We start from the raw sequence: 17,680 nt of genomic DNA, 5'->3' as shown, positions 1-17,680 counted from the left end.
GAGGGGATGACCCTCGCCGCTCTTCTGCTGTTGGGGGGGCTGATCTGCGGCACACCACTGTTGATGATCCTGCTGGAAGGGGTGGCTCCGACAGGCAGGCTCTCACTGGTGCCGCTGCTGGAAACGCTGCAAGGGCGGTCGGTGCAGCGGGCACTTTGGCATTCGTTCGAAACGAGCTTGCTGTCCGCCCTTCTCGCCCTTGTCTACGGGACCGTCCTGGCCTGCCTGGTGGGCCTGACCGATGCGCGGGCTCGGGGCTTCTTCATCTTCCTGGTCCTCTTGCCGATGATGATACCGCCCCATGTTACCGCCATCGCCTGGATCCAGGCACTTGGCCCCGGCAGTGCATTGCTGCTCTGGCTCGGCATCGCCCCCGAGATCGGAACGACGCACCCCCTGTATTCCCGTGAGGGTATCGTGGCCCTGCTGGCAATACAGCACGGGCCACTCGTGCTTCTTGTCATGCTTGCCGCCCTGCGCAGCTTGCCGGGTGAACTGTCGGATGCATCTCGGGTCTTTGGTGCCAACGTCTGGCTGATGCTGCGTCGTATCGTGCTGCCGCTGCTGCTGCCGAACATGATTGCGGCCTTCGCGCTGGCCTTCGTCTCCGCGCTGGGAAACTTCGGCATCCAGGCGCTGCTGGGCATTCCTGCCCGATACACCACGCTGCCAGTGCTGATCTGGCGGCGAATGTCGAGTTTCGGTCCCGAGATGCTGACCAATGTTTCGATGATTTCCATGATTGTCGGTCTGATGGCGATCACGGCAGTCGGGTTGCAGGCGCATCTGCAGCGGCGCGGCCATGCCCAGCTTATCGGCCTGCCGCAGAGAAGCCTCGGTTTCAGGCTGGGGCGCTGGCGGTTGCTGGTCGAACTTGTCCTGCTGGTGCTGGTCTGCGGCGTCCTGGTGCTGCCCATGCTGTCGTTGCTGGCAACGGCATTGACACCGACCTATGGCGTCCGGCTCACGCTGTCGACCCTGACCGGTGCCAACTTCGAAGAGATATTGCTCACCCAGTCCGTCACCCTGCGCGCCTTCATGAATTCGACCCTGATCGCAGGACTGGCGGCCGTGATGCTGGCGGCCTACTCAGTCGGAATCGGGTTTTTCCTGATCCGAAGACGCGGGGTGGCGCGGCGCGCGGCAACGTCCATTAGCGGTCTGGCCGATGTCAGCTACGCCCTGCCGGGCCTGGTGATCTCGATTGCCTGCATCCTGGCCTTCATCCGTCCCCTGCCGCTGATCGAGATGTCGATCTACAACACCCTGCTGATCATCCTGGTGGCCTATCTTGCCGCCTTCCTCTCGGTCGCGCTGAAACCGGTCGCCGCCGCCTACCTGCAGATCGACCCGAGCCTGGATGATGCGGCCCGGGTGGCCGGTGCCAGGTTCGGACGGCGGCTGTTCCGCATTTTCCTGCCGCTGGTGGCTCCGGCGGCAGCTTCAGGTGCGATCCTGGTCTTCCTCACGGCCTACAACGAGGTCACGGTGTCTGCCCTGCTCTGGTCGACGGGCAACGAAACGATCGGCACGACGATCTTCAACTACGAGGACGGCGGCTACACCACGCTGGCAGCAGCCATGTCGGTTGTCACGGTTCTTGCCACGATCATGCTGATGCTGGTGCTGGATATCGCAGGCCGACGTGCGCCGCCGGGCGTCGTGCCCTGGCGCGACTGACACGGATGGCGAAACGGCAAATGCTAGGCCTGCTCAGGAAGGACCCAGGCTTTTCGAATGCTGACCGGCAGGGTATCGCCCAGCCGGGCGGGACTGTCGAGGTTCAGGACCAGTGAATGTGAGGTGCCTGAAACGACAGCCTGACATTCCCAGTGACCACCCCGGTAGGTCACGCTCTCGACCCGGACCGGGCTTCCGGCCTCACCATCAATGCTCAGCCACTCGGGCCGCAGCAGGACCTGTTCGGCGGTAGTGCTGCTTTCTGCTCCCTTGCCGGTGACGGGCAGGGACCAGGGACCGAACCGGAGATCGTCGTCACTGCTCCGGATTGCTGCGACGATGGCCCCGGTCCCGACGAATCCTGCAACGAAGGCGTTGCGGGGCCGGGCATAGAGTTCGTCCGGGGTTGCCACCTGTTCGAACCGGCCCCTGTTCATCACCGCGATCCGATCAGCCAGCGCCATGGCTTCCCGCTGGTCGTGGGTGATGTAGAGCGTGGTGGCCCCTGTCGTCCGATGAAAGTCCCGCAGTTCATGCTCCATGGTGCCGCGCAGATGCGGGTCCAGGTTGGCCAGGGGCTCGTCCATCAGGACGACCCCGGCCTGGCTGGCGAGGCAGCGCGCCAGGGCAACCCGCTGGCGCTGCCCACCCGACAGATCGGCAGGGAGACGCTCGGCGAAGGGAACCAGCGCCACGGTCTCCAGGTGGGTTCGGGCCTGCCGTTCGGCGTCGGCTCGCCGCGCCCCCCTGGCTTCGAGTGGAAAGGCAACGTTGCGGAGTACGTCCATGTGCGGCCAGAGCGCATAGGACTGGAATACGACGCCGACGCCCCGTGCTTCCGGTGCCAGATGCAGATCCGGTCCTGCGACCTGCTTTCCCGACAGGCCCACTGTCCCGGAATCAAGCTCTTCCAGCCCGGCGATGAGACGAAGGAGCGTGGACTTTCCGCAGCCCGACGGGCCAAGCACGACAAAGAACTCCCCTTCCGCGACACCGGCGGAAAGGTGATCGACGGCGGCCTCGGTACCGAACCGCTTCGTCACATCCATCAGCTCTATCGACACGTGTCAGTTTCTCCGGGTCCAGGGTCCGCGGAGGCTGCGAACGTCAACAGGAATCAACCATTGAATGTGCACGACTTCGATTGCATGCGCATGACGTATTGCGGGCCGGCGGCTAGCACATTTCCGGGCTCAGCAACCCCTCCTCGCAGGCCTTGATCTGCAGGGCGAGATAGCGTGAGAAGATGCGGCACTGGGCCAGGCTGCCGGCGGTGAACCAGAGGCCGGGCTGAGGCGTGCGGCACCACATGTTGCGCAACTCGCCCCCGTCGTTGAAACCCCAGACCGGGCCGATGCGATCCGCGATTCGGTCGTTCAGCCAGGTGCGCACGGTCTCCTGCTGGTTCAGGTAACCGGTGGCGAGCACGATCAGGTCGGCGGCGTGTGTCGTGCCGTCGTCCAGCACTGCGCCGGCCTCATTGAAACACTCGATGTTCTCGTCATGCAGCAGGCCGATATCGCCGCTGACGATCAGGTCCGAACAGCCGACATTGAAGTAATAGCCGCCGCCGCGCTGCATGTACTTCATCTGGAACCCGGTCTCGCCCTCCCCGAAGTCCAGCTTGAAGCCACGCGCCTCCAGCCCTGCCAGAAGCTCGGCATCGACCCGTTTCATCTCGGCGGTGGAGAGCTGGTACGACCGGCGCAGCACGGGGAAGGGGAAGGATGCCGCGAGCAGGTCACAGTCGTCCAGCGGCGGTCCCTCGTCATACAGCGCATAGACCTTCTGCGCCTCCGCCAGGCTGACGATGTAGCTCGGGTTGCGCTGGACCATGGTCACGTCCGCGCCGCTGGCCTGCAGGTCCTGGGCGACGTCATGGGCGCTGTTGCCGGTGCCGATGACCAGCGCCCGCTTGCCCTTCCAGCCCTTGCCATCGGTATAGCTGCCGGAATGCATGACCGTGCCCTGGAAGCTGTCCAGTCCGGGCAGGTCGGGGATGACGGGGATGGCGCTGACACCGGTGGCGAAGATGACGTGACGCGGGCGCACCACGCGCTTCGTCCCGTCCCCGCTCTCCAGGTTCAGGGTCCAGGTGCCGGTTGCCGCATCATGGTCGCCACCGACAAGGGCCGTATCCGTCCAGCAATTGAGCTCCATCGCCTCGACATAGAACTCGAACCAGTTCGCCAGCATGTCCTTCGGGATATAGACCGGCCAGGTTGGCGGAAACGGCATGTAGGGCAGATGGTTGACGTAGACTTCGTTGTGCAGGGTCAGGGAATGGTAACGGCTGCGCCAGTTGTCACCGACCCGCTGGTTCTTCTCGACCAGCAGGGTATCGACGCCCAGGGCGTTCAGCCTTGCGGCAATGGCCAGTCCGGCCTGTCCGGCCCCGACCACGACAACAGCGGGTTCGCGGTCCGCATAGGCGCGGGCACGGTCGCGATGATCCTGCCAGTTGGCACCACCGAACTCCCGCGCAAAGGCATCGCCACCCGCCCGTGCCGCACTGAGCCGTTCGGGATGTTCCTTCAGCCCGTGCAGGGCGGTCATCAGGGTCCAGGCGCGCAGGTCGCCGGAGCCATCAGGGTCAGGCACCAGCCGAACCACCCCCTGTCCCTGACCGACGGCGGTGCGGAAGTCGAAGAGCACCTCCAGCGATTCCTGACCGGCACGTTTCACCCTGCGGGGCGGTGTCCGGTCCTTCGCAAGGCTGAAATTCGACGGTCTCACCGCGTCTAGACGGCGTGCCAGCTCTTCGCGAATGGCCGCCGTGCCGCTGAACGTGCGGATGTGCCAGGTGAAGGCAAGGATGTCGCGCCAGTGCCCCTCTTCGAGAAACAGGCTTGCCGCCGCGCCCGCGTCCTGCCGCGACAGCGCGTCGCCAAAGGCTTCGAGCCAGGCAACGGCTGCCGCCGCGTCGGACTTGGCGGATGCGGCGGCAGCGCTGTCAGGCATTGACGTCGACAATGACGCGGCCACGTACCTGACCCGCCAGGATCTGCGGCGCAAGCTCCAGCACCTTCGCCAGCGGAACCTCTTCGGCCATGCTGTCCAGCTTGTCCTTCGGCAGGTCCGTGCCCATGCGGGTCCAGGCCTCCTGTCGCGCGGCCATCGGGGCGAAGACGCTGTCCACACCGGCAAGGGTCACACCGCGCAGGATGAAGGGCAGCACCGTGGTCGGCAGGTCCGGACCGCCAGCCAGGCCGCAGGCCGCGACGGCTCCGCCGTAGTTGGTCTGGGCCAGGGCATTGGCGAGGGTGGTGGACCCGACCGTGTCCACGACACCGGCCCAGCGCGGCTTCTGGAACGGCTTCCCGGCTTCGGACAGCGTGTTGCGGTCGATCATCTCCGACGCGCCCAGCCCCCGCAGGTAGTCATGTGTTTCCGCACGACCGGTGGAGGCAACAACCGTGTAGCCGAGCTTGGCCAGGATCGCGACGGCGACAGACCCGACACCACCGGCGGCACCGGTCACCAGGATCGCGCCGTCCTTCGGCGTGACGTCGTTCTTCTCCAGCGCCAGCACGCAGAGCATGGCGGTATAGCCCGCGGTGCCGATGGCCATTGCCTGCTTCATGTCGATGCCATCCGGCAGCTTCACCAGCATGTCGGCGCGCACCCGGGCCTTCTGCGCATAGCCACCGGAATGCGACTGGGACAGGCCATAGCCATTCAGGACGACCTTGTCGCCGGGCTTGAAGTCAGCGCTCTCGGACGAGGCGACGGTACCCGCGAAGTCGATGCCGCAGACCATGGGAAAGCTCTCGCAGACCTTGCCCTTGCCGGTGACCGCCAGCCCGTCCTTGTAGTTCAGCGTCGAGTAGGCAACATCGACGACGACGTCACCGGCCGAAAGGTCGTCCAGCGTGATGTCGCGGATTTCGCTGCTGTACCCTGCGTCCGTCTTGTTGGCGACCAGCGCCTTGAACGTACCGCTCATGATTGTTTCCCCCGGCAATTGCGTTGCATGAATCCAGATGCGCCAGTCGTAACAGAAGCGACAGGCTCAGGTCAGGGGCTTTTTTCAGGGGGCGGGGCTGCTCACAAGCTGGGCCAGCGCGGCGTGATAGGTCTCGATAACCCTGGCACGCCGTTCGGCGCCGGAGCGGGCGAAGTGCTCCAGCATCACCCCCGCATTGACCTCCATGACCCTGTGCTGATTGTCCGCCGTGCGGGCCACATCGACACTGCCGAAGCGCAGGTTGAGAGCTGCTGCTGCGGCAAGGGCGACACCGTGACCGTCGGCGTCCGTGGACAATTCGGTAATGCCGCCACCCTGTCCGAGGTTGTGCCGCCACCCCACAGGCAGGCGCTCGCCGGCCTGCGGCACCCGGTCGAGTTCTTCGGTCTCCAGGTCTTCCAGCCAGGCGCCGAGGGACGGTCCCATTTCCGGCGTCATGGCCTGTGCGACCAGGGCCCGGACGGATGAAACACCATCACCGGCGAGGGTCGGGACCGTCTTGGCGTAGGCCAGTCGCACGGTTCCATCCAGCACCACGAAGCGGGATTCCCGTGTGATCTCCGTCCAGGGGCTGAGGGCGATGGAGCGTTCGGTCCGGAAAAGGTCGTGCGCCACCCGCTCCAGCTCCAGCGGGGTGCGCACCCGATGCACGCCCTTGCCGCTGGTGCCTTCGTTGCCCTTCAGCACCACATCCGCACCGGCAGCAGCGAAGGCCTTACGCAGGCTGTCCCAGTTGCCGGAACCACGCGTGAAGACATGCAGGTCCGGGTTCAGGAACAGCCGGTGCGGGATGTGGTCGATGTTCTCTGCCGCCAGCATGTCGGCGGTCGCGGCCTTGTCGTTGGCGATGCGCAGGGTGGTGGCGCTGTTCAGGCCGATGTCATAGCCCAGCAGGGGAAAGCGGCGGCCATCGCCGGTCTTCAGGATCAACAGCCAATCGTGGGACAGTGCCTGCACCGACATGCCCTGCGCGGTCGCGAAGTCACGGACCGCCGCAACGAAGACCCGGTCGTCGTTGCGGATGGCCATGTCGATCAGAATCCCGGGATCAGTCGGAGTTGAGCAGAACCTGTCGCAGGGTCTTCATTTCCTCCAGCGCGCGGCCCGTGCCCATGGCAACGCAGGACAGTGGCTCATCGGCGATGGAGACCGGCAGGCCGGTCGCATGGCGCAGCACATAGTCCAGATTGCCCAGCAGTGCCCCGCCGCCGGTCAGCACGATACCCTTGTCGACGATGTCGGCGGCCAGTTCCGGCGCAGTGTGCTCCAGCGCGACCTTGCAGGCCTCGATGATCGCACCCACCGGCTCGGCCAGGCTCTCGGCGATCTGGCGCTGGGAAATGATCAGCTCCTTCGGCACGCCGTTCATCAGGTCGCGGCCCTTGATCTCCATGGTGGAGCCATCGCCCTCATCCGGCGGGCAGGCGGACCCGATTTCCTTCTTGATCCGCTCCGCCGAGCTTTCGCCGACCAGCAGGTTATGGTTGCGGCGAATGTAGGCGATGATCGCCTCGTCCATCTTGTCGCCACCAACGCGGACGGAGCGCGAATAGACGATGCCGCGCAGCGACAGCACCGCGACCTCCGTCGTGCCGCCGCCGATGTCGACGACCATGGAACCTGTCGGTTCGGTCACCGGCAGATTGGCACCGATCGCGGCGGCCATCGGCTCCTCGATCAGGAACACCTGACGTGCCCCGGCGGATTCGGCCGATTCCATGATCGCGCGCCGCTCGACCTCCGTGGAGCCGGAGGGAACGCAGATGATCACGCGCGGGCTGGCGAAGCTGCGGCGGTTATGCACCTTGCGGATGAAGTGCTTGATCATGTCCTCGGCGACGTCGAAATCGGCGATGACACCGTCGCGCAGCGGGCGAATGGCCTCGATGTTGCCAGGTGTGCGGCCCAGCATCAGCTTGGCCTCGTCCCCGACCGCAAGCACGTGCCGCTTGCCCTTGATGGTGGTGATCGCGACCACCGATGGTTCGTTCAGGACGATGCCCCGACCCTTGACGTAAACCAGCGTGTTCGCTGTACCAAGGTCGATCGCCATGTCGGCGGAGAGCCAGCCAAAGAGATTAGCGAACATGTTGTATGAACCGGTCCTGAATGTATCTGTTGTCGGGCTGTCCGCCTGACGGGATATTGCGTGGCCCTTTTGTTGCGCAAGCCGCATGATCGCGCAACCGGTTTCCGGGGCTGATGCCCTGTCGACCGCAGAATCACCGCGTGGGTTGTGCTGGTAGGCCCTGATTGTGGCAGGAAACAGGCACGTGCCCGTTCAGCAGGTCGGAACCTCGACGTAGGAACTGGAAACGGTGCCGCTTTCCTTGCGCAGGTTCCTGAACAGGGCATCCAGCATCGGCCCGATCAGCGCCGCCATCTGGCCGCAGGATCCCTGCGTCGATACTTCACCCTCGAATGCAGGTTTGCCCGTCTCCCGCTCCGTGAGCGTCAGGCTGACGATGGCGGGCCAGAGCGTATAGGGAAAGCGATCGACACGGTCGCCGCGATAGATGCGTTCTGTCTCCACCACCTGGTCGCCGTTCTGCAGCGTCACCAGTCGGCGGCGGACGAGGTATTCCGGCGTCCGCACGACATGCTCGCGTTCGATGCCTTCCTGAACCTCCGCCGTCATGCTGGCAACGAAACGCGCCGTCGCGGCGTCATCGACGATGCTGAAACCTGCGGATCTGAGGCGCTGGGCCAGGGCTTTTTCGAAGTCCGCAGTGCGCAGGCTTTCGTCACTGCTCGCGATAGCGACCGTACTGCCCGCCACCGCAAGGCTGTTAATGCGATTGTGCTGGGTGACGGAAACGGGTTGGGTCGGCGTGCAGGCCACCGTGAGAATGGCCAGCAGAACCAGCAGCGTCAGGGCGTGAATGGGGCCGTGTGTCTTCATGCCGTCAAGCATGCCCCCGCTTCCGGTGTCAGGCCATAGCCCGGGCGATCACAATGCGGCCCTGAACAGGAAAAGTGATCGCGGCAGCGCATGCCCGGGCCGGTTCGCGGGCAATCTATGTCAGACGCCGGCGCCGGGTGCGGGCCAGACGTATTCCGTCGCGCATGTTGAGTGCCAGCAGGGTGATGTTCGTGCAGCCACCAACCAGTTCGACGGCCTGCACCAGATAGAACAGGGTATCGAGTTCATGCCTCTGCGCCTTGCATGACAGGAACAGCGCCGACGGGATCAGGATCAGGACGCCATTGGCGGCGATGAAGGGCATCCGTTTCCGTTTGCGGATCGCCAGCGGTCCCCGGTGCTGCATCGAGAGCCGGAAGCCCGACAGGGAGGCCGCCGCCAGCGCCGGAACAAGGATCAGAAAGCCCCACGGAATCAGGGTCTTGACCGTGATCACCGTCGCCGGTGAGCCAAGAAGCTCCGACCAGACCGTAGCCAGCCAGAAGGTCACGATTGTTGCCAGGGCGGTCGTGCCCGCGATCGGATGGATGATCTTGTACATCTGTTGTCTCCCATGATGAATAGCAGGCTATATATTATTGCATAGCGGGCTATTCAAATGTCATCCTGCACCATGGATTTCGCGAAGGACCAATCGGCCGGCTATCTGGTCAACCATGTGGCGCGCCTCTTCGAGCAGGGTCTCAAGAGACGGATCAGGCCGTTGGGGCTCAGTCCCGGCACCTTTCCCGCGCTGCTGGAACTCTGGGAACATGACGGGCTGACGCAGAAGGAGCTGGTGATCCGGCTCGACATCGAACAGCCGACAATGGCCAACACGCTTGCGCGGATGGAGCGCGACGGCCTGGTGATCCGCAAGAAGGACGACTCAGACGGACGGGTTCAGCGGATCTGGTTGACGGATCGGGCGCGGGAGCTGCAGCGCCCGGCTGTCGCGGCGGCGATGGCGGAGAACGCCGATGCCATGGCAAGTCTTGCCGACCACGAACGCGAGCTGTTCGTGGCTCTGATGCGCAAGATCATCAAGGCCCGGTCAGGATCAGGTTCCCGGCGATGAACCTGCAGGCGACCATCGACAACCGCTGTTGATTCAGATCAGCCCTGCGAGCGGGCTGGACGGATCGGCATACTTCTTCCGCGGCATCCGGCCTGCCAGATAGGCCAGTCGTCCGGCCTGCACCGCATGCTTCATGGCCCGGGCCATCATGATCGGGTCCTTGGCCTCCGCGATTGCGGTGTTCATCAGGACGCCGTCACAGCCCAGTTCCATTGCGATGGCTGCGTCCGACGCGGTGCCCACCCCCGCATCCACCAGCACCGGCACCTTTGCCTCCTCCACGATCAGGCGGATGTTGACCGGATTCTGGATGCCGAGACCGGACCCGATAGGGGCACCGAGCGGCATGATCGCGCAGCAGCCCATTTCCTCCAGCCGCTTGGCCTGGATCGGATCGTCGGAGCAATAGACCATGACCTCGAAACCCTCCGCCAGCAGCTTCTCTGCGGCGCGAATGGTCTCCGGCATGTTGGGGTAGAGCGTCTTCTGGTCGCCCAGAACCTCCAGCTTCACCAGATCCCAGCCGCCGGCCTCGCGCGCCAGCCGCAGCGTGCGCACGGCATCCTCTGCCGTGAAGCAACCCGCCGTGTTGGGCAGATAGGTCAACTTCGTCGGATCGATGAAATCCACCAGCATCGGCTGGTCGGGATCGGTGACGTTGACCCGCCGGACAGCGACCGTGACGATCTCCGCCCCCGCAGCCTCCACCGCGCGGGCATTCTGTTCATAGTCCTTGTACTTGCCGGTGCCGACCAGCAGACGCGACCGGAATGTCCGGCCGGCGACGACGAAGGTGTCTTCGGATGTATCCACACCGCCGGGTGCCGCATCATCCCCACCGCCGATGAAGTGGACGATTTCAACTTCATCCTCTTCCTCCAGCTGGGTCCGGTCGTAGGCGGACTTGGCCACGATCTCCAGGTTCACCTCGACCGCGACCTTGCGCGAATCGACCCGCATCCGGTTCAGAAGCTCCCGCACCGTGGTGCCTTCCTCAACGATCTGCTGCTTGCCATTGACGGAGATACGCATGTGGCCGGGTCCTCTCGGGATGGGTGACTTTCGCCATGCCCTAGCGTGCGCGTGTGGCATCGGGCATGTCGGCAGTGGTTTCGCGCTACCGGGAAACGAACTATAACCACGGCAGATATATGGCAACAGGGGCTTGCACCAACACCATGCGTGAATCACTTCTTATCCTCAACGGGCCGAACCTCAACCTGCTCGGTACCCGTCAGCCTGAGGTTTACGGGCGAGAGACGCTTGGTGATATCGAGGCCCATTGCACCCAGGTGGGGCAGGGATTCGGGATCGGGATCGACTTCCGGCAATCGAATCACGAGGGCGAGATCGTCGACTGGATTCACGAGGCGCGGACGAAGCATGCGGGCATCATCATCAATCCCGGTGCCTATTCGCATACCTCCGTGGCGATTCTCGATGCCCTGCTGTCGGTAGACCTGCCAACGGTGGAGGTTCACCTGTCGAACATTCACCAGCGGGAGGATTTCCGGCATCATTCATATGTCAGTCGCGCCGCGAAAGGCGTGATCTGCGGGTTCGGGTCGCTGGGATATATCCTTGCACTTCAGGCACTCGCAGCCGAGATAAAGTCCAGGAACCAACAGGCAATGGCGTAAGCATGACCAAACTCAAGGTGGACGTGGACACGGTACGGGAACTGGCGAACTTGCTCGTCGATACCGGCCTGACCGAAATCGAGATCGAACAGGACGACATCAAGCTGCGTCTGGAACGCAAGGTACAGCAGACCGTCGTGGCCTCTGTACCTGCACCGGCCCCGGCTGCGCAGGCCGCGCCCGCTGCCGCGCCCGGCACGCCTGCCGCCGCCCCTTCGGCGGCGGATGCCCATCCGGGTTCGACGGAAGTGCTCTCGCCCATGGTCGGCACGGCCTATGTCGCGCCGGAACCGGGGGCGCCCAACTTCGTCAAGGTCGGCGACACGGTGACCCAGGGCCAGACCCTGCTGATCATCGAGGCGATGAAGACCATGAACCCCGTACCGGCACCGAAGGCCGGCAAGGTGGTGGCCGTGCTGATCGAGAACGAACAGCCGGTCGAGTACGAACAGCCCCTGTTCCTGATACAGTGACGGGACGGTAGCAGGCGCATGTTCGAGAAGGTCCTGATTGCCAACCGCGGCGAGATCGCGCTTCGCATCCATCGTGCCTGTCATGAGATGGGCATCCGCACCGTTGCGGTGCATTCAACAGCGGACGCGGAGGCGATGCATGTCCGGCTGGCGGACGAATCCGTCTGCATCGGACCGGCCAATCCACAGCTCAGCTATCTGAACATCCCGGCGCTGATCTCGGCCGCCGAGATCACCGGCGCGGATGCGGTGCATCCGGGTTACGGCTTCCTGTCGGAGAATGCCCGGTTTGCGGAGATCGTGGAGGCGCACGGTATCGCCTTCATCGGCCCGACGCCGGAACATATCCGCCTGATGGGTGACAAGATCGCGGCAAAGCAGACCATGATCCGTCTCGGCGTTCCCGTGGTGCCCGGCACGGAGGGTGCGCTGGAGGATATCGAATCCGCGAAGGCGTCGGCCCGGGAGATCGGGTACCCGGTGCTGTGCAAGGCCGCCGCCGGTGGCGGTGGTCGCGGCATGATCGTGGTGGAGCGGGAAGAGGATCTGGAAGCATCCCTGTCGCAGGCGCGCGGCGAGGCCAAGCACGCCTTCGGCGACGACACCATGTACATGGAGAAGTACCTGCCCTCCCCGCGCCATATCGAGGTGCAGGTCTTCGGCGACGGGCAGGGGCATGCGGTGCATCTGGGGGAGCGAGACTGTTCCATTCAACGTCGCCATCAAAAGGTGGTGGAGGAAGCGCCGTCGCCCGCCCTGAATGCCGATCAGCGCAAGCAGATCGGCAATGTGGTTGCCGACGCGATTTCGGAAATGAACTACCGGGGTGCGGGGACCATCGAGTTCCTGTACCAGGACGGTAGCTTCTATTTCATCGAGATGAACACGCGCCTGCAGGTGGAACATCCGGTGACCGAGGCGATCACCGGCATCGATCTGGTGCGCGAACAGATTCGGGTCGCGTCCGGCATCCCGCTCAGCATGAAGCAGTCGGATGTCGAGTTCACCGGCCATGCCATGGAATGCCGGATCAACGCGGAGAACCCGGCAACCTTCGCGCCCGCACCCGGCCTGCTGCAGGGCTATCACGCCCCTGGTGGCCTGGGCGTGCGGGTCGATTCCGCGCTTTACGACGGTTATCGGGTGCCTCCGAACTACGACAGCCTGATTTCCAAGCTGGTCGTCTATGGCCGGACGCGGAACGAGTGCCTGATGCGGCTGCGGCGCTGCCTGGACGAGTATGTCATTGGCGGCATCAAGACGACCATCCCGCTGCATCTCGCCCTGATCGACGATCCGACCTTCATCGACGGTGACTACGACATCCACTGGCTGGAAAAGAATCTGGACCGGCTGGTGGCGAAGTTCTGAACGGCCTCCTCCGGTGAGCGACCGGCTTTCGCCTGGTCTGCTGGTACAGGCCTATTCGCGCGGTCTGTTCCCCATGGCGGAAAGCCGTGACGACTCGCAGCTCTTCTGGGTCGACCCGGAGGAGCGCGGCGTGCTGCCGATCGAGGGGTTCCACGTGCCGAAGCGGCTGCGGCGCACCGTGCGGCAGGACCGGTTCCGCATCACCCACGACCTGGCGTTCGAACAGGTGATCACCGCCTGTTCCGAGCTGGATCACCGGCGCGGACGCTTTGACAGCTGGATCAATGTCGAGATCGTGCGCGCCTATGCCGAACTGTTCCGGCTTGGCCATGCCCATAGCATCGAGTGCTGGCAGGAAGGCAAGATCGTCGGCGGCCTGTATGGCGTGTCCATTGGCGCGGCGTTCTTTGGCGAGAGCATGTTCAGCGCAGCCACCGATGCCAGCAAGGTCGCGCTGGTGCATCTGGTGGCGCGGCTCCGGGCAGGGGGCTACATCCTGCTCGACAGCCAGTTCGTCAACGACCACCTGAAGCAGTTCCATATCGAGTCGGTGCCGAAGCCGGAGTACCTGAAGCGGTTGCAGGCGGCGCTGCCGCTGGTCGCGGACTTCGAGAAAGTACCCATGGGAACGGACGGCGCAACGATGCTGCGTCTGCTGACCGATCCGGCCTAGTACGGCTCACTGCTTGATTGCATCACCGGCCCACTCCAACACGTGACGGCTCGATCCGGGCGACTCAGTCGGACCTGGAGCCGTCGAGGAACATCTGGCGCAGGGCGTCCGCTGCGGCGCCAGGGGTGGTGGTGCCGTCCATCACCTGCCGCTCCCATTCCGGCAGGGCGCGGGCGACACCGGCGTCCGCCATCAGCGCCTGAACCAGGCTGTCGGTCAGTTCCTGCCACATCCATGACCGGGCCTGTTCCGCCCGAAGGGTCTCCAGCGCCCCGGCGGCGGTCATGTCATCGCGGAACTTCGTGATGTCGCGCCAGACCTCGGGAATGCCATTGCCCTCGACGGCGGAGGCCATGCGCACGCGCGGCGACCAGTGCGGCGTCTTCGGTCGCATCAGACCCAGCGCGCCGCGATATTCGGTTGCCGCCCTGCGGGCTGCGGGCAGCAGGTCACCGTCGGCCTTGTTGATGATCACCAGATCGGCCAGTTCCATCACGCCACGCTTGATGCCCTGCAATTCGTCCCCGCCCCCGGGCGCGAGCAGCAGGCAGAAGATGTCCACCATCTCTGCGACCGTGGTCTCCGACTGTCCGACACCGACGGTCTCCACCAGGATGACGTCGAATCCGGCAGCCTCCGCCAGCAGCATGGTTTCCCGCGTGCGCCGGGCGACACCGCCGAGCGTGCCGCCGGACGGGGAGGGGCGGATGAAGGCGTTCGGGTCGCGGGCCAGATGCTCCATGCGGGTCTTGTCGCCCAGGATCGAACCGCCGGTACGCTTGGAGGACGGATCGACCGCCAGAACCGCAACCTTCAGGTCCTGCGCTGTCAGGTGCTGGCCAAAGGCCTCGATGAAGGTGGACTTGCCGACACCGGGGGTGCCGGAGATGCCGACACGGACGGCATTGCCGCTGCTGGTCACGATCTTTTCCAGCAGGATCTTCGCCTGCTCCCGGTGATCGGCCCGACTGGATTCCACCAGCGTGATCCCACGGGCGAGCGCCCGCCGCTGGCCCGCCAGAATCCGATCCGCCATGTCCTGCAGCTTGTCTGTCATCACTCAGGCCTTCACGCCGGCAAAGGGAAGGGGGTCCGCATCCGCATCCAGTGGCCAGCGAGCCCGTGCCCCCACATCCAGAGAGTCCGTCGAGCCTGCCAGCAGCCGCTCGACGCCGGCCCACGCCACCATGGCCCCATTGTCAGTGCAGAGTGCGATGGGCGGGGCGATCATGGGCAGGTCACGGTCTGCCGCGGTCTCCGTCAGCCGTGCCCGGAGCATCCGGTTGGCCGCGACCCCGCCCGCGATCACCAGCCCGGTCGGTGCGGTGCCGGACGCCCGGCAATGGTCGATGGCGCGCCCGATCCGATCCTCCAGCACGTCGGCGACCGCAGCCTGGAATCCGGCGCAGAGGTCGGCCAGATCGTGCCGGGTCGGGGGTTGCTCAAGTTCTGACGCGGCCTTGCGGACCGCCGTCTTGAGACCGGAGAAGGAGAAATCCATGTGGTCGCGTCCGCGCATCGGTCGCGGCAGCGCGAACCGCGCCGGATCGCCGCCCTGCGCCATCTTCTCCACCGCCGGACCGCCCGGAAACCCGAGGTCCAGCAGCTTGGCCGTCTTGTCGAACGCCTCCCCCACCGCATCGTCGATGGTGGAGCCGAGACGGCGATAGTCGCCGACGCCCCTGACCAGCAGGATCTGGCAATGGCCGCCCGAAACCAGCAGCAGAAGGTAGGGAAAGGCGATATCCGACGTCATCCGCACGGTCAGCGCATGCGCTTCCAGATGGTTGACCGCGATCAGCGGCTTGCCTGTGGCCAGCGCCAGGGCCTTCGCGGTGGTGAGGCCGACGATGACGCCACCGATGAGGCCCGGACCTGCGGTCGCGGCAATGGCGTCCACGTCGCCGAGCCGGATACCGGATTCATCCAGGCAACGCGCGACGATCCCGTCCAGCTTCTCGACATGGGCGCGGGCCGCGATTTCCGGGACCACGCCAGCGAAGGGGCGATGCGCCTCTACCTGGCTGTGGACGATGTTCGCCAGTATCCGCTTGTCCGATGTCACGACGGCGGCGGCGGTCTCGTCACAGCTTGTCTCGATCCCGAGGACGATGCTCACGTCTGTGCTCCTGCTGGCCTGTCTGATGCCGACCGCCGACAGGCGGCCATGGACAGGCAGTCCATGCTGGTCAATGTTCTGGTCTCCGGGTAACACCGTGGGCAGAAACGGACAAGGTGGCGAAAACAGTGACACAGGCTTTGCGGATCGGAACACGCGGCAGCCCTCTGGCGCTCTGGCAGGCGCGGGAGGTGAAGCGCCTGCTGCACATGGCCCATCCCGAACTGGACGATTCGGCTGTCGAGATCGTGGTGATCACCACCACCGGCGACCGCATTCGTGACCGCGCACTGGCCGCCGCCGGGGGCAAGGGGCTGTTCACGAAGGAGATCGAGGAATCGCTGGCCGACGGAAGTGTCGATCTGGCCGTGCATTCCATGAAGGACATGCCGACGACCCTGCCGGAGGGCATGGATATCTGCTGCCTGTTGCCGCGGGAGGACCCCCGCGATGCCTTCATCAGCCTGGTGGCCGATTCCATCGACGACCTGCCGGAGGGTGCGATTGTCGGCACCGCCAGCTTGCGCCGTCAGTCGCAACTGCTCTTCCGGCGTCCAGACCTGAAGGTCGTGATCTTCCGGGGCAATGTTCAGACCCGCCTGGCGAAGCTGGAGGCCGGTGAGGCCGCCGCGACATTCCTGGCCAATGCCGGCCTGACGCGTCTAGGCATGACGGATCGGATCACGGCACTGATCGAGCCGGAGGAAATGCTGCCTGCGGTGGCCCAGGGCGCCATCGGTATCGAGATCCGCAGCAACGACAGTGCAACCCGTGCCCGGCTGGCCCCGTTGCATGATGCCGCCACGGAGGCGGCTCTGGCCGCCGAACGGTCGATGCTCGCTGCCCTGGATGGCTCCTGCCGGACTCCGATTGCCGGACTCGCCATCGACAACCCGAACGGCGATGGCATGTGGTTCAGGGCGGAGATCGTGATGCCTGATGGCAGCCGTCGTCACGTGACCGAGCGAACCGGGGCGTGGAGCGATGCTGCGGCGCTGGGGCAGGACGCGGGCGAGGAACTGAAGGCACTGGCCGGGCCGGAATTCCTTGCGGCAATCTGATGCGGGTCCTGCTGACACGCCCTGAAGCCGATGCCCGGGCGACGGCGTCGGTTCTGCGTGACCTGGGACATGATGTGATCGTCGATCCGGTACTGGATATCCGTTTCACCGACAGGCTGCGCCCCGACTTCGATGGGGTGGCTCACTGGCTTGCAACCAGTCGCAACGGCGTTCGCGCCCTGGTGCATTTCGATGCGGACCGCTCCGTGCCCCTGCTGGCCGTCGGGTCGAGCACGGCGGCCCTGGCGCGGAAAGCAGGCTTCACCACTGTCCATGATGCGGATGGCGATGTCTCCGACCTCGTCCGGCTGGTCCGCGATCAGGTTCCGGTCGATGGTGGTACCCTGTTTCATGCGGCGGGGTCGGAGGTCTCGGGGGATCTTGCAGCCGCTCTCAGCGGTTTCGGCTATCGCGTTCGGCGACAGGTTCTCTATGCCGCTGTGCCCGCCAGCGCGCTTCGGCCGGAGACGCTGGCGGCGCTGGATGACCATGCCATCGACGCCGTGCTGTTCTATTCCCCCCGGTCTGCAGCCTGTTTTGCGGCGCTGGTTGCGGCATCTGGTAGGCTGGACGAATGCCGGACAATCGCTGCATGCTGCATCAGTCAGCGTGCGGCAGTGGCCTTGCAGAACGTGAGCTTCCGGCGTGTACTGGCGGCACCGCGTCCGAACCAGTCGGACCTGCTGGACCTGTTGCAACAATGCGTATCGTAGACG

18 protein-coding genes are annotated in these 17,680 nt (G+C 64.9%); 8 read left to right on the top strand and 10 right to left on the bottom strand.

Translation table 11 applies throughout. The features are described from left to right. Positions 1-6 precede the first annotated feature (6 nt). Positions 7-1,680: an iron ABC transporter permease gene (locus QGV54_RS11375; RefSeq protein WP_281016721.1), complete on the top strand. Its 1,674-nt coding sequence runs from the start codon at positions 7-9 to the stop codon at positions 1,678-1,680. A gap of 23 nt (positions 1,681-1,703) precedes the next feature. Here QGV54_RS11375 and QGV54_RS11370 read toward each other — a convergent pair whose 3' ends face one another. The 7 genes from QGV54_RS11370 to QGV54_RS11340 form a co-directional block, all read right to left on the bottom strand. Further along, positions 1,704-2,744, bottom strand: a complete 1,041-nt coding sequence (locus QGV54_RS11370) for an ABC transporter ATP-binding protein (RefSeq protein ID WP_281016722.1) — start codon at positions 2,742-2,744, stop codon at positions 1,704-1,706. 112 nt (positions 2,745-2,856) lie between these two features. After that, a complete protein-coding gene (locus QGV54_RS11365) occupies positions 2,857-4,641 on the bottom strand; it encodes an NAD(P)/FAD-dependent oxidoreductase (protein ID WP_281016723.1) in 1,785 nt (594 codons plus the stop codon). Next, positions 4,634-5,626, bottom strand: coding sequence for an MDR family oxidoreductase (locus tag QGV54_RS11360; RefSeq protein ID WP_281016724.1), 993 nt, complete (start codon positions 5,624-5,626; stop codon positions 4,634-4,636). Before QGV54_RS11360 ends, QGV54_RS11365 begins: the two co-directional genes overlap by 8 nt. A gap of 84 nt (positions 5,627-5,710) precedes the next feature. After that, positions 5,711-6,676 (bottom strand): hypothetical protein, encoded by a 966-nt coding sequence (locus QGV54_RS11355; protein ID WP_281016725.1) that lies wholly within the window; start codon positions 6,674-6,676, stop codon positions 5,711-5,713. Positions 6,677-6,695: 19 nt separating this feature from the next. After that, positions 6,696-7,736 carry a rod shape-determining protein gene (locus QGV54_RS11350; RefSeq protein WP_281016726.1) on the bottom strand — a complete coding sequence of 347 codons (1,041 nt, stop codon included), beginning with the start codon at positions 7,734-7,736 and terminating at the stop codon, positions 6,696-6,698. A 192-nt stretch (positions 7,737-7,928) separates the two neighbouring features. Beyond that, complete coding sequence (locus QGV54_RS11345) at positions 7,929-8,561, bottom strand: hypothetical protein (protein ID WP_281016727.1); 633 nt, start codon at positions 8,559-8,561, stop codon at positions 7,929-7,931. Between the two features lie 103 nt (positions 8,562-8,664). Then, positions 8,665-9,111, bottom strand: coding sequence for a hypothetical protein (locus QGV54_RS11340; RefSeq protein WP_281016728.1), 447 nt, complete (start codon positions 9,109-9,111; stop codon positions 8,665-8,667). Between the two features lie 72 nt (positions 9,112-9,183). Here QGV54_RS11340 and QGV54_RS11335 point away from each other — a divergent pair, with 72 nt between their 5' ends. After that, positions 9,184-9,627, top strand: a complete 444-nt coding sequence (locus QGV54_RS11335) for a MarR family transcriptional regulator (RefSeq protein WP_281019911.1) — start codon at positions 9,184-9,186, stop codon at positions 9,625-9,627. 33 nt (positions 9,628-9,660) lie between these two features. Here QGV54_RS11335 and thiS read toward each other — a convergent pair whose 3' ends face one another. Next, positions 9,661-10,659: a sulfur carrier protein ThiS gene (gene thiS / locus QGV54_RS11330; RefSeq protein WP_281016730.1), complete on the bottom strand. Its 999-nt coding sequence runs from the start codon at positions 10,657-10,659 to the stop codon at positions 9,661-9,663. A 146-nt stretch (positions 10,660-10,805) separates the two neighbouring features. On the opposite strand from thiS, the gene aroQ reads away from it, so the two are divergent. Genes aroQ through aat form a run of 4 tightly spaced genes read left to right on the top strand, consistent with a single transcriptional unit; the run spans position 10,806 to position 13,784 of the window. Further along, positions 10,806-11,267, top strand: coding sequence for a type II 3-dehydroquinate dehydratase (aroQ, locus tag QGV54_RS11325; RefSeq protein WP_281019910.1), 462 nt, complete (start codon positions 10,806-10,808; stop codon positions 11,265-11,267). Between the two features lie 2 nt (positions 11,268-11,269). After that, on the top strand, positions 11,270-11,740 hold the full coding sequence (gene accB / locus QGV54_RS11320) for an acetyl-CoA carboxylase biotin carboxyl carrier protein (protein ID WP_281016732.1): 471 nt from the start codon (positions 11,270-11,272) through the stop codon (positions 11,738-11,740). A gap of 18 nt (positions 11,741-11,758) precedes the next feature. Next, positions 11,759-13,111, top strand: coding sequence for an acetyl-CoA carboxylase biotin carboxylase subunit (gene accC, locus QGV54_RS11315; RefSeq protein ID WP_281016733.1), 1,353 nt, complete (start codon positions 11,759-11,761; stop codon positions 13,109-13,111). 13 nt (positions 13,112-13,124) lie between these two features. After that, on the top strand, positions 13,125-13,784 hold the full coding sequence (gene aat, locus QGV54_RS11310) for a leucyl/phenylalanyl-tRNA--protein transferase (RefSeq protein ID WP_281016734.1): 660 nt from the start codon (positions 13,125-13,127) through the stop codon (positions 13,782-13,784). Positions 13,785-13,848: 64 nt separating this feature from the next. Here aat and meaB read toward each other — a convergent pair whose 3' ends face one another. Both meaB and tsaD read right to left on the bottom strand, forming a co-directional pair. Continuing rightward, positions 13,849-14,841, bottom strand: coding sequence for a methylmalonyl Co-A mutase-associated GTPase MeaB (gene meaB, locus QGV54_RS11305; RefSeq protein ID WP_281016735.1), 993 nt, complete (start codon positions 14,839-14,841; stop codon positions 13,849-13,851). 3 nt (positions 14,842-14,844) lie between these two features. Continuing rightward, a complete protein-coding gene (gene tsaD, locus QGV54_RS11300; RefSeq protein WP_281016736.1) occupies positions 14,845-15,903 on the bottom strand; it encodes a tRNA (adenosine(37)-N6)-threonylcarbamoyltransferase complex transferase subunit TsaD in 1,059 nt (352 codons plus the stop codon). Positions 15,904-16,031: 128 nt separating this feature from the next. On the opposite strand from tsaD, the gene hemC reads away from it, so the two are divergent. Both hemC and QGV54_RS11290 read left to right on the top strand, forming a co-directional pair. Beyond that, complete coding sequence (hemC, locus tag QGV54_RS11295) at positions 16,032-16,964, top strand: hydroxymethylbilane synthase (RefSeq protein WP_281016737.1); 933 nt, start codon at positions 16,032-16,034, stop codon at positions 16,962-16,964. Further along, positions 16,964-17,677, top strand: a complete 714-nt coding sequence (locus QGV54_RS11290) for a uroporphyrinogen-III synthase (RefSeq protein ID WP_281016738.1) — start codon at positions 16,964-16,966, stop codon at positions 17,675-17,677. The genes hemC and QGV54_RS11290 overlap by 1 nt, the downstream gene beginning before the upstream one ends. The last annotated feature ends 3 nt before the right edge of the window (positions 17,678-17,680 follow it).

This window comes from Minwuia sp. IMCC3060, assembly GCF_029909435.1.
GTDB lineage: Bacteria > Pseudomonadota > Alphaproteobacteria > Minwuiales > Minwuiaceae > Minwuia.
The sequence above is the reverse complement of the archived record's forward strand: the minus strand, read 5'-3'. Positions and strand labels throughout refer to the sequence as shown.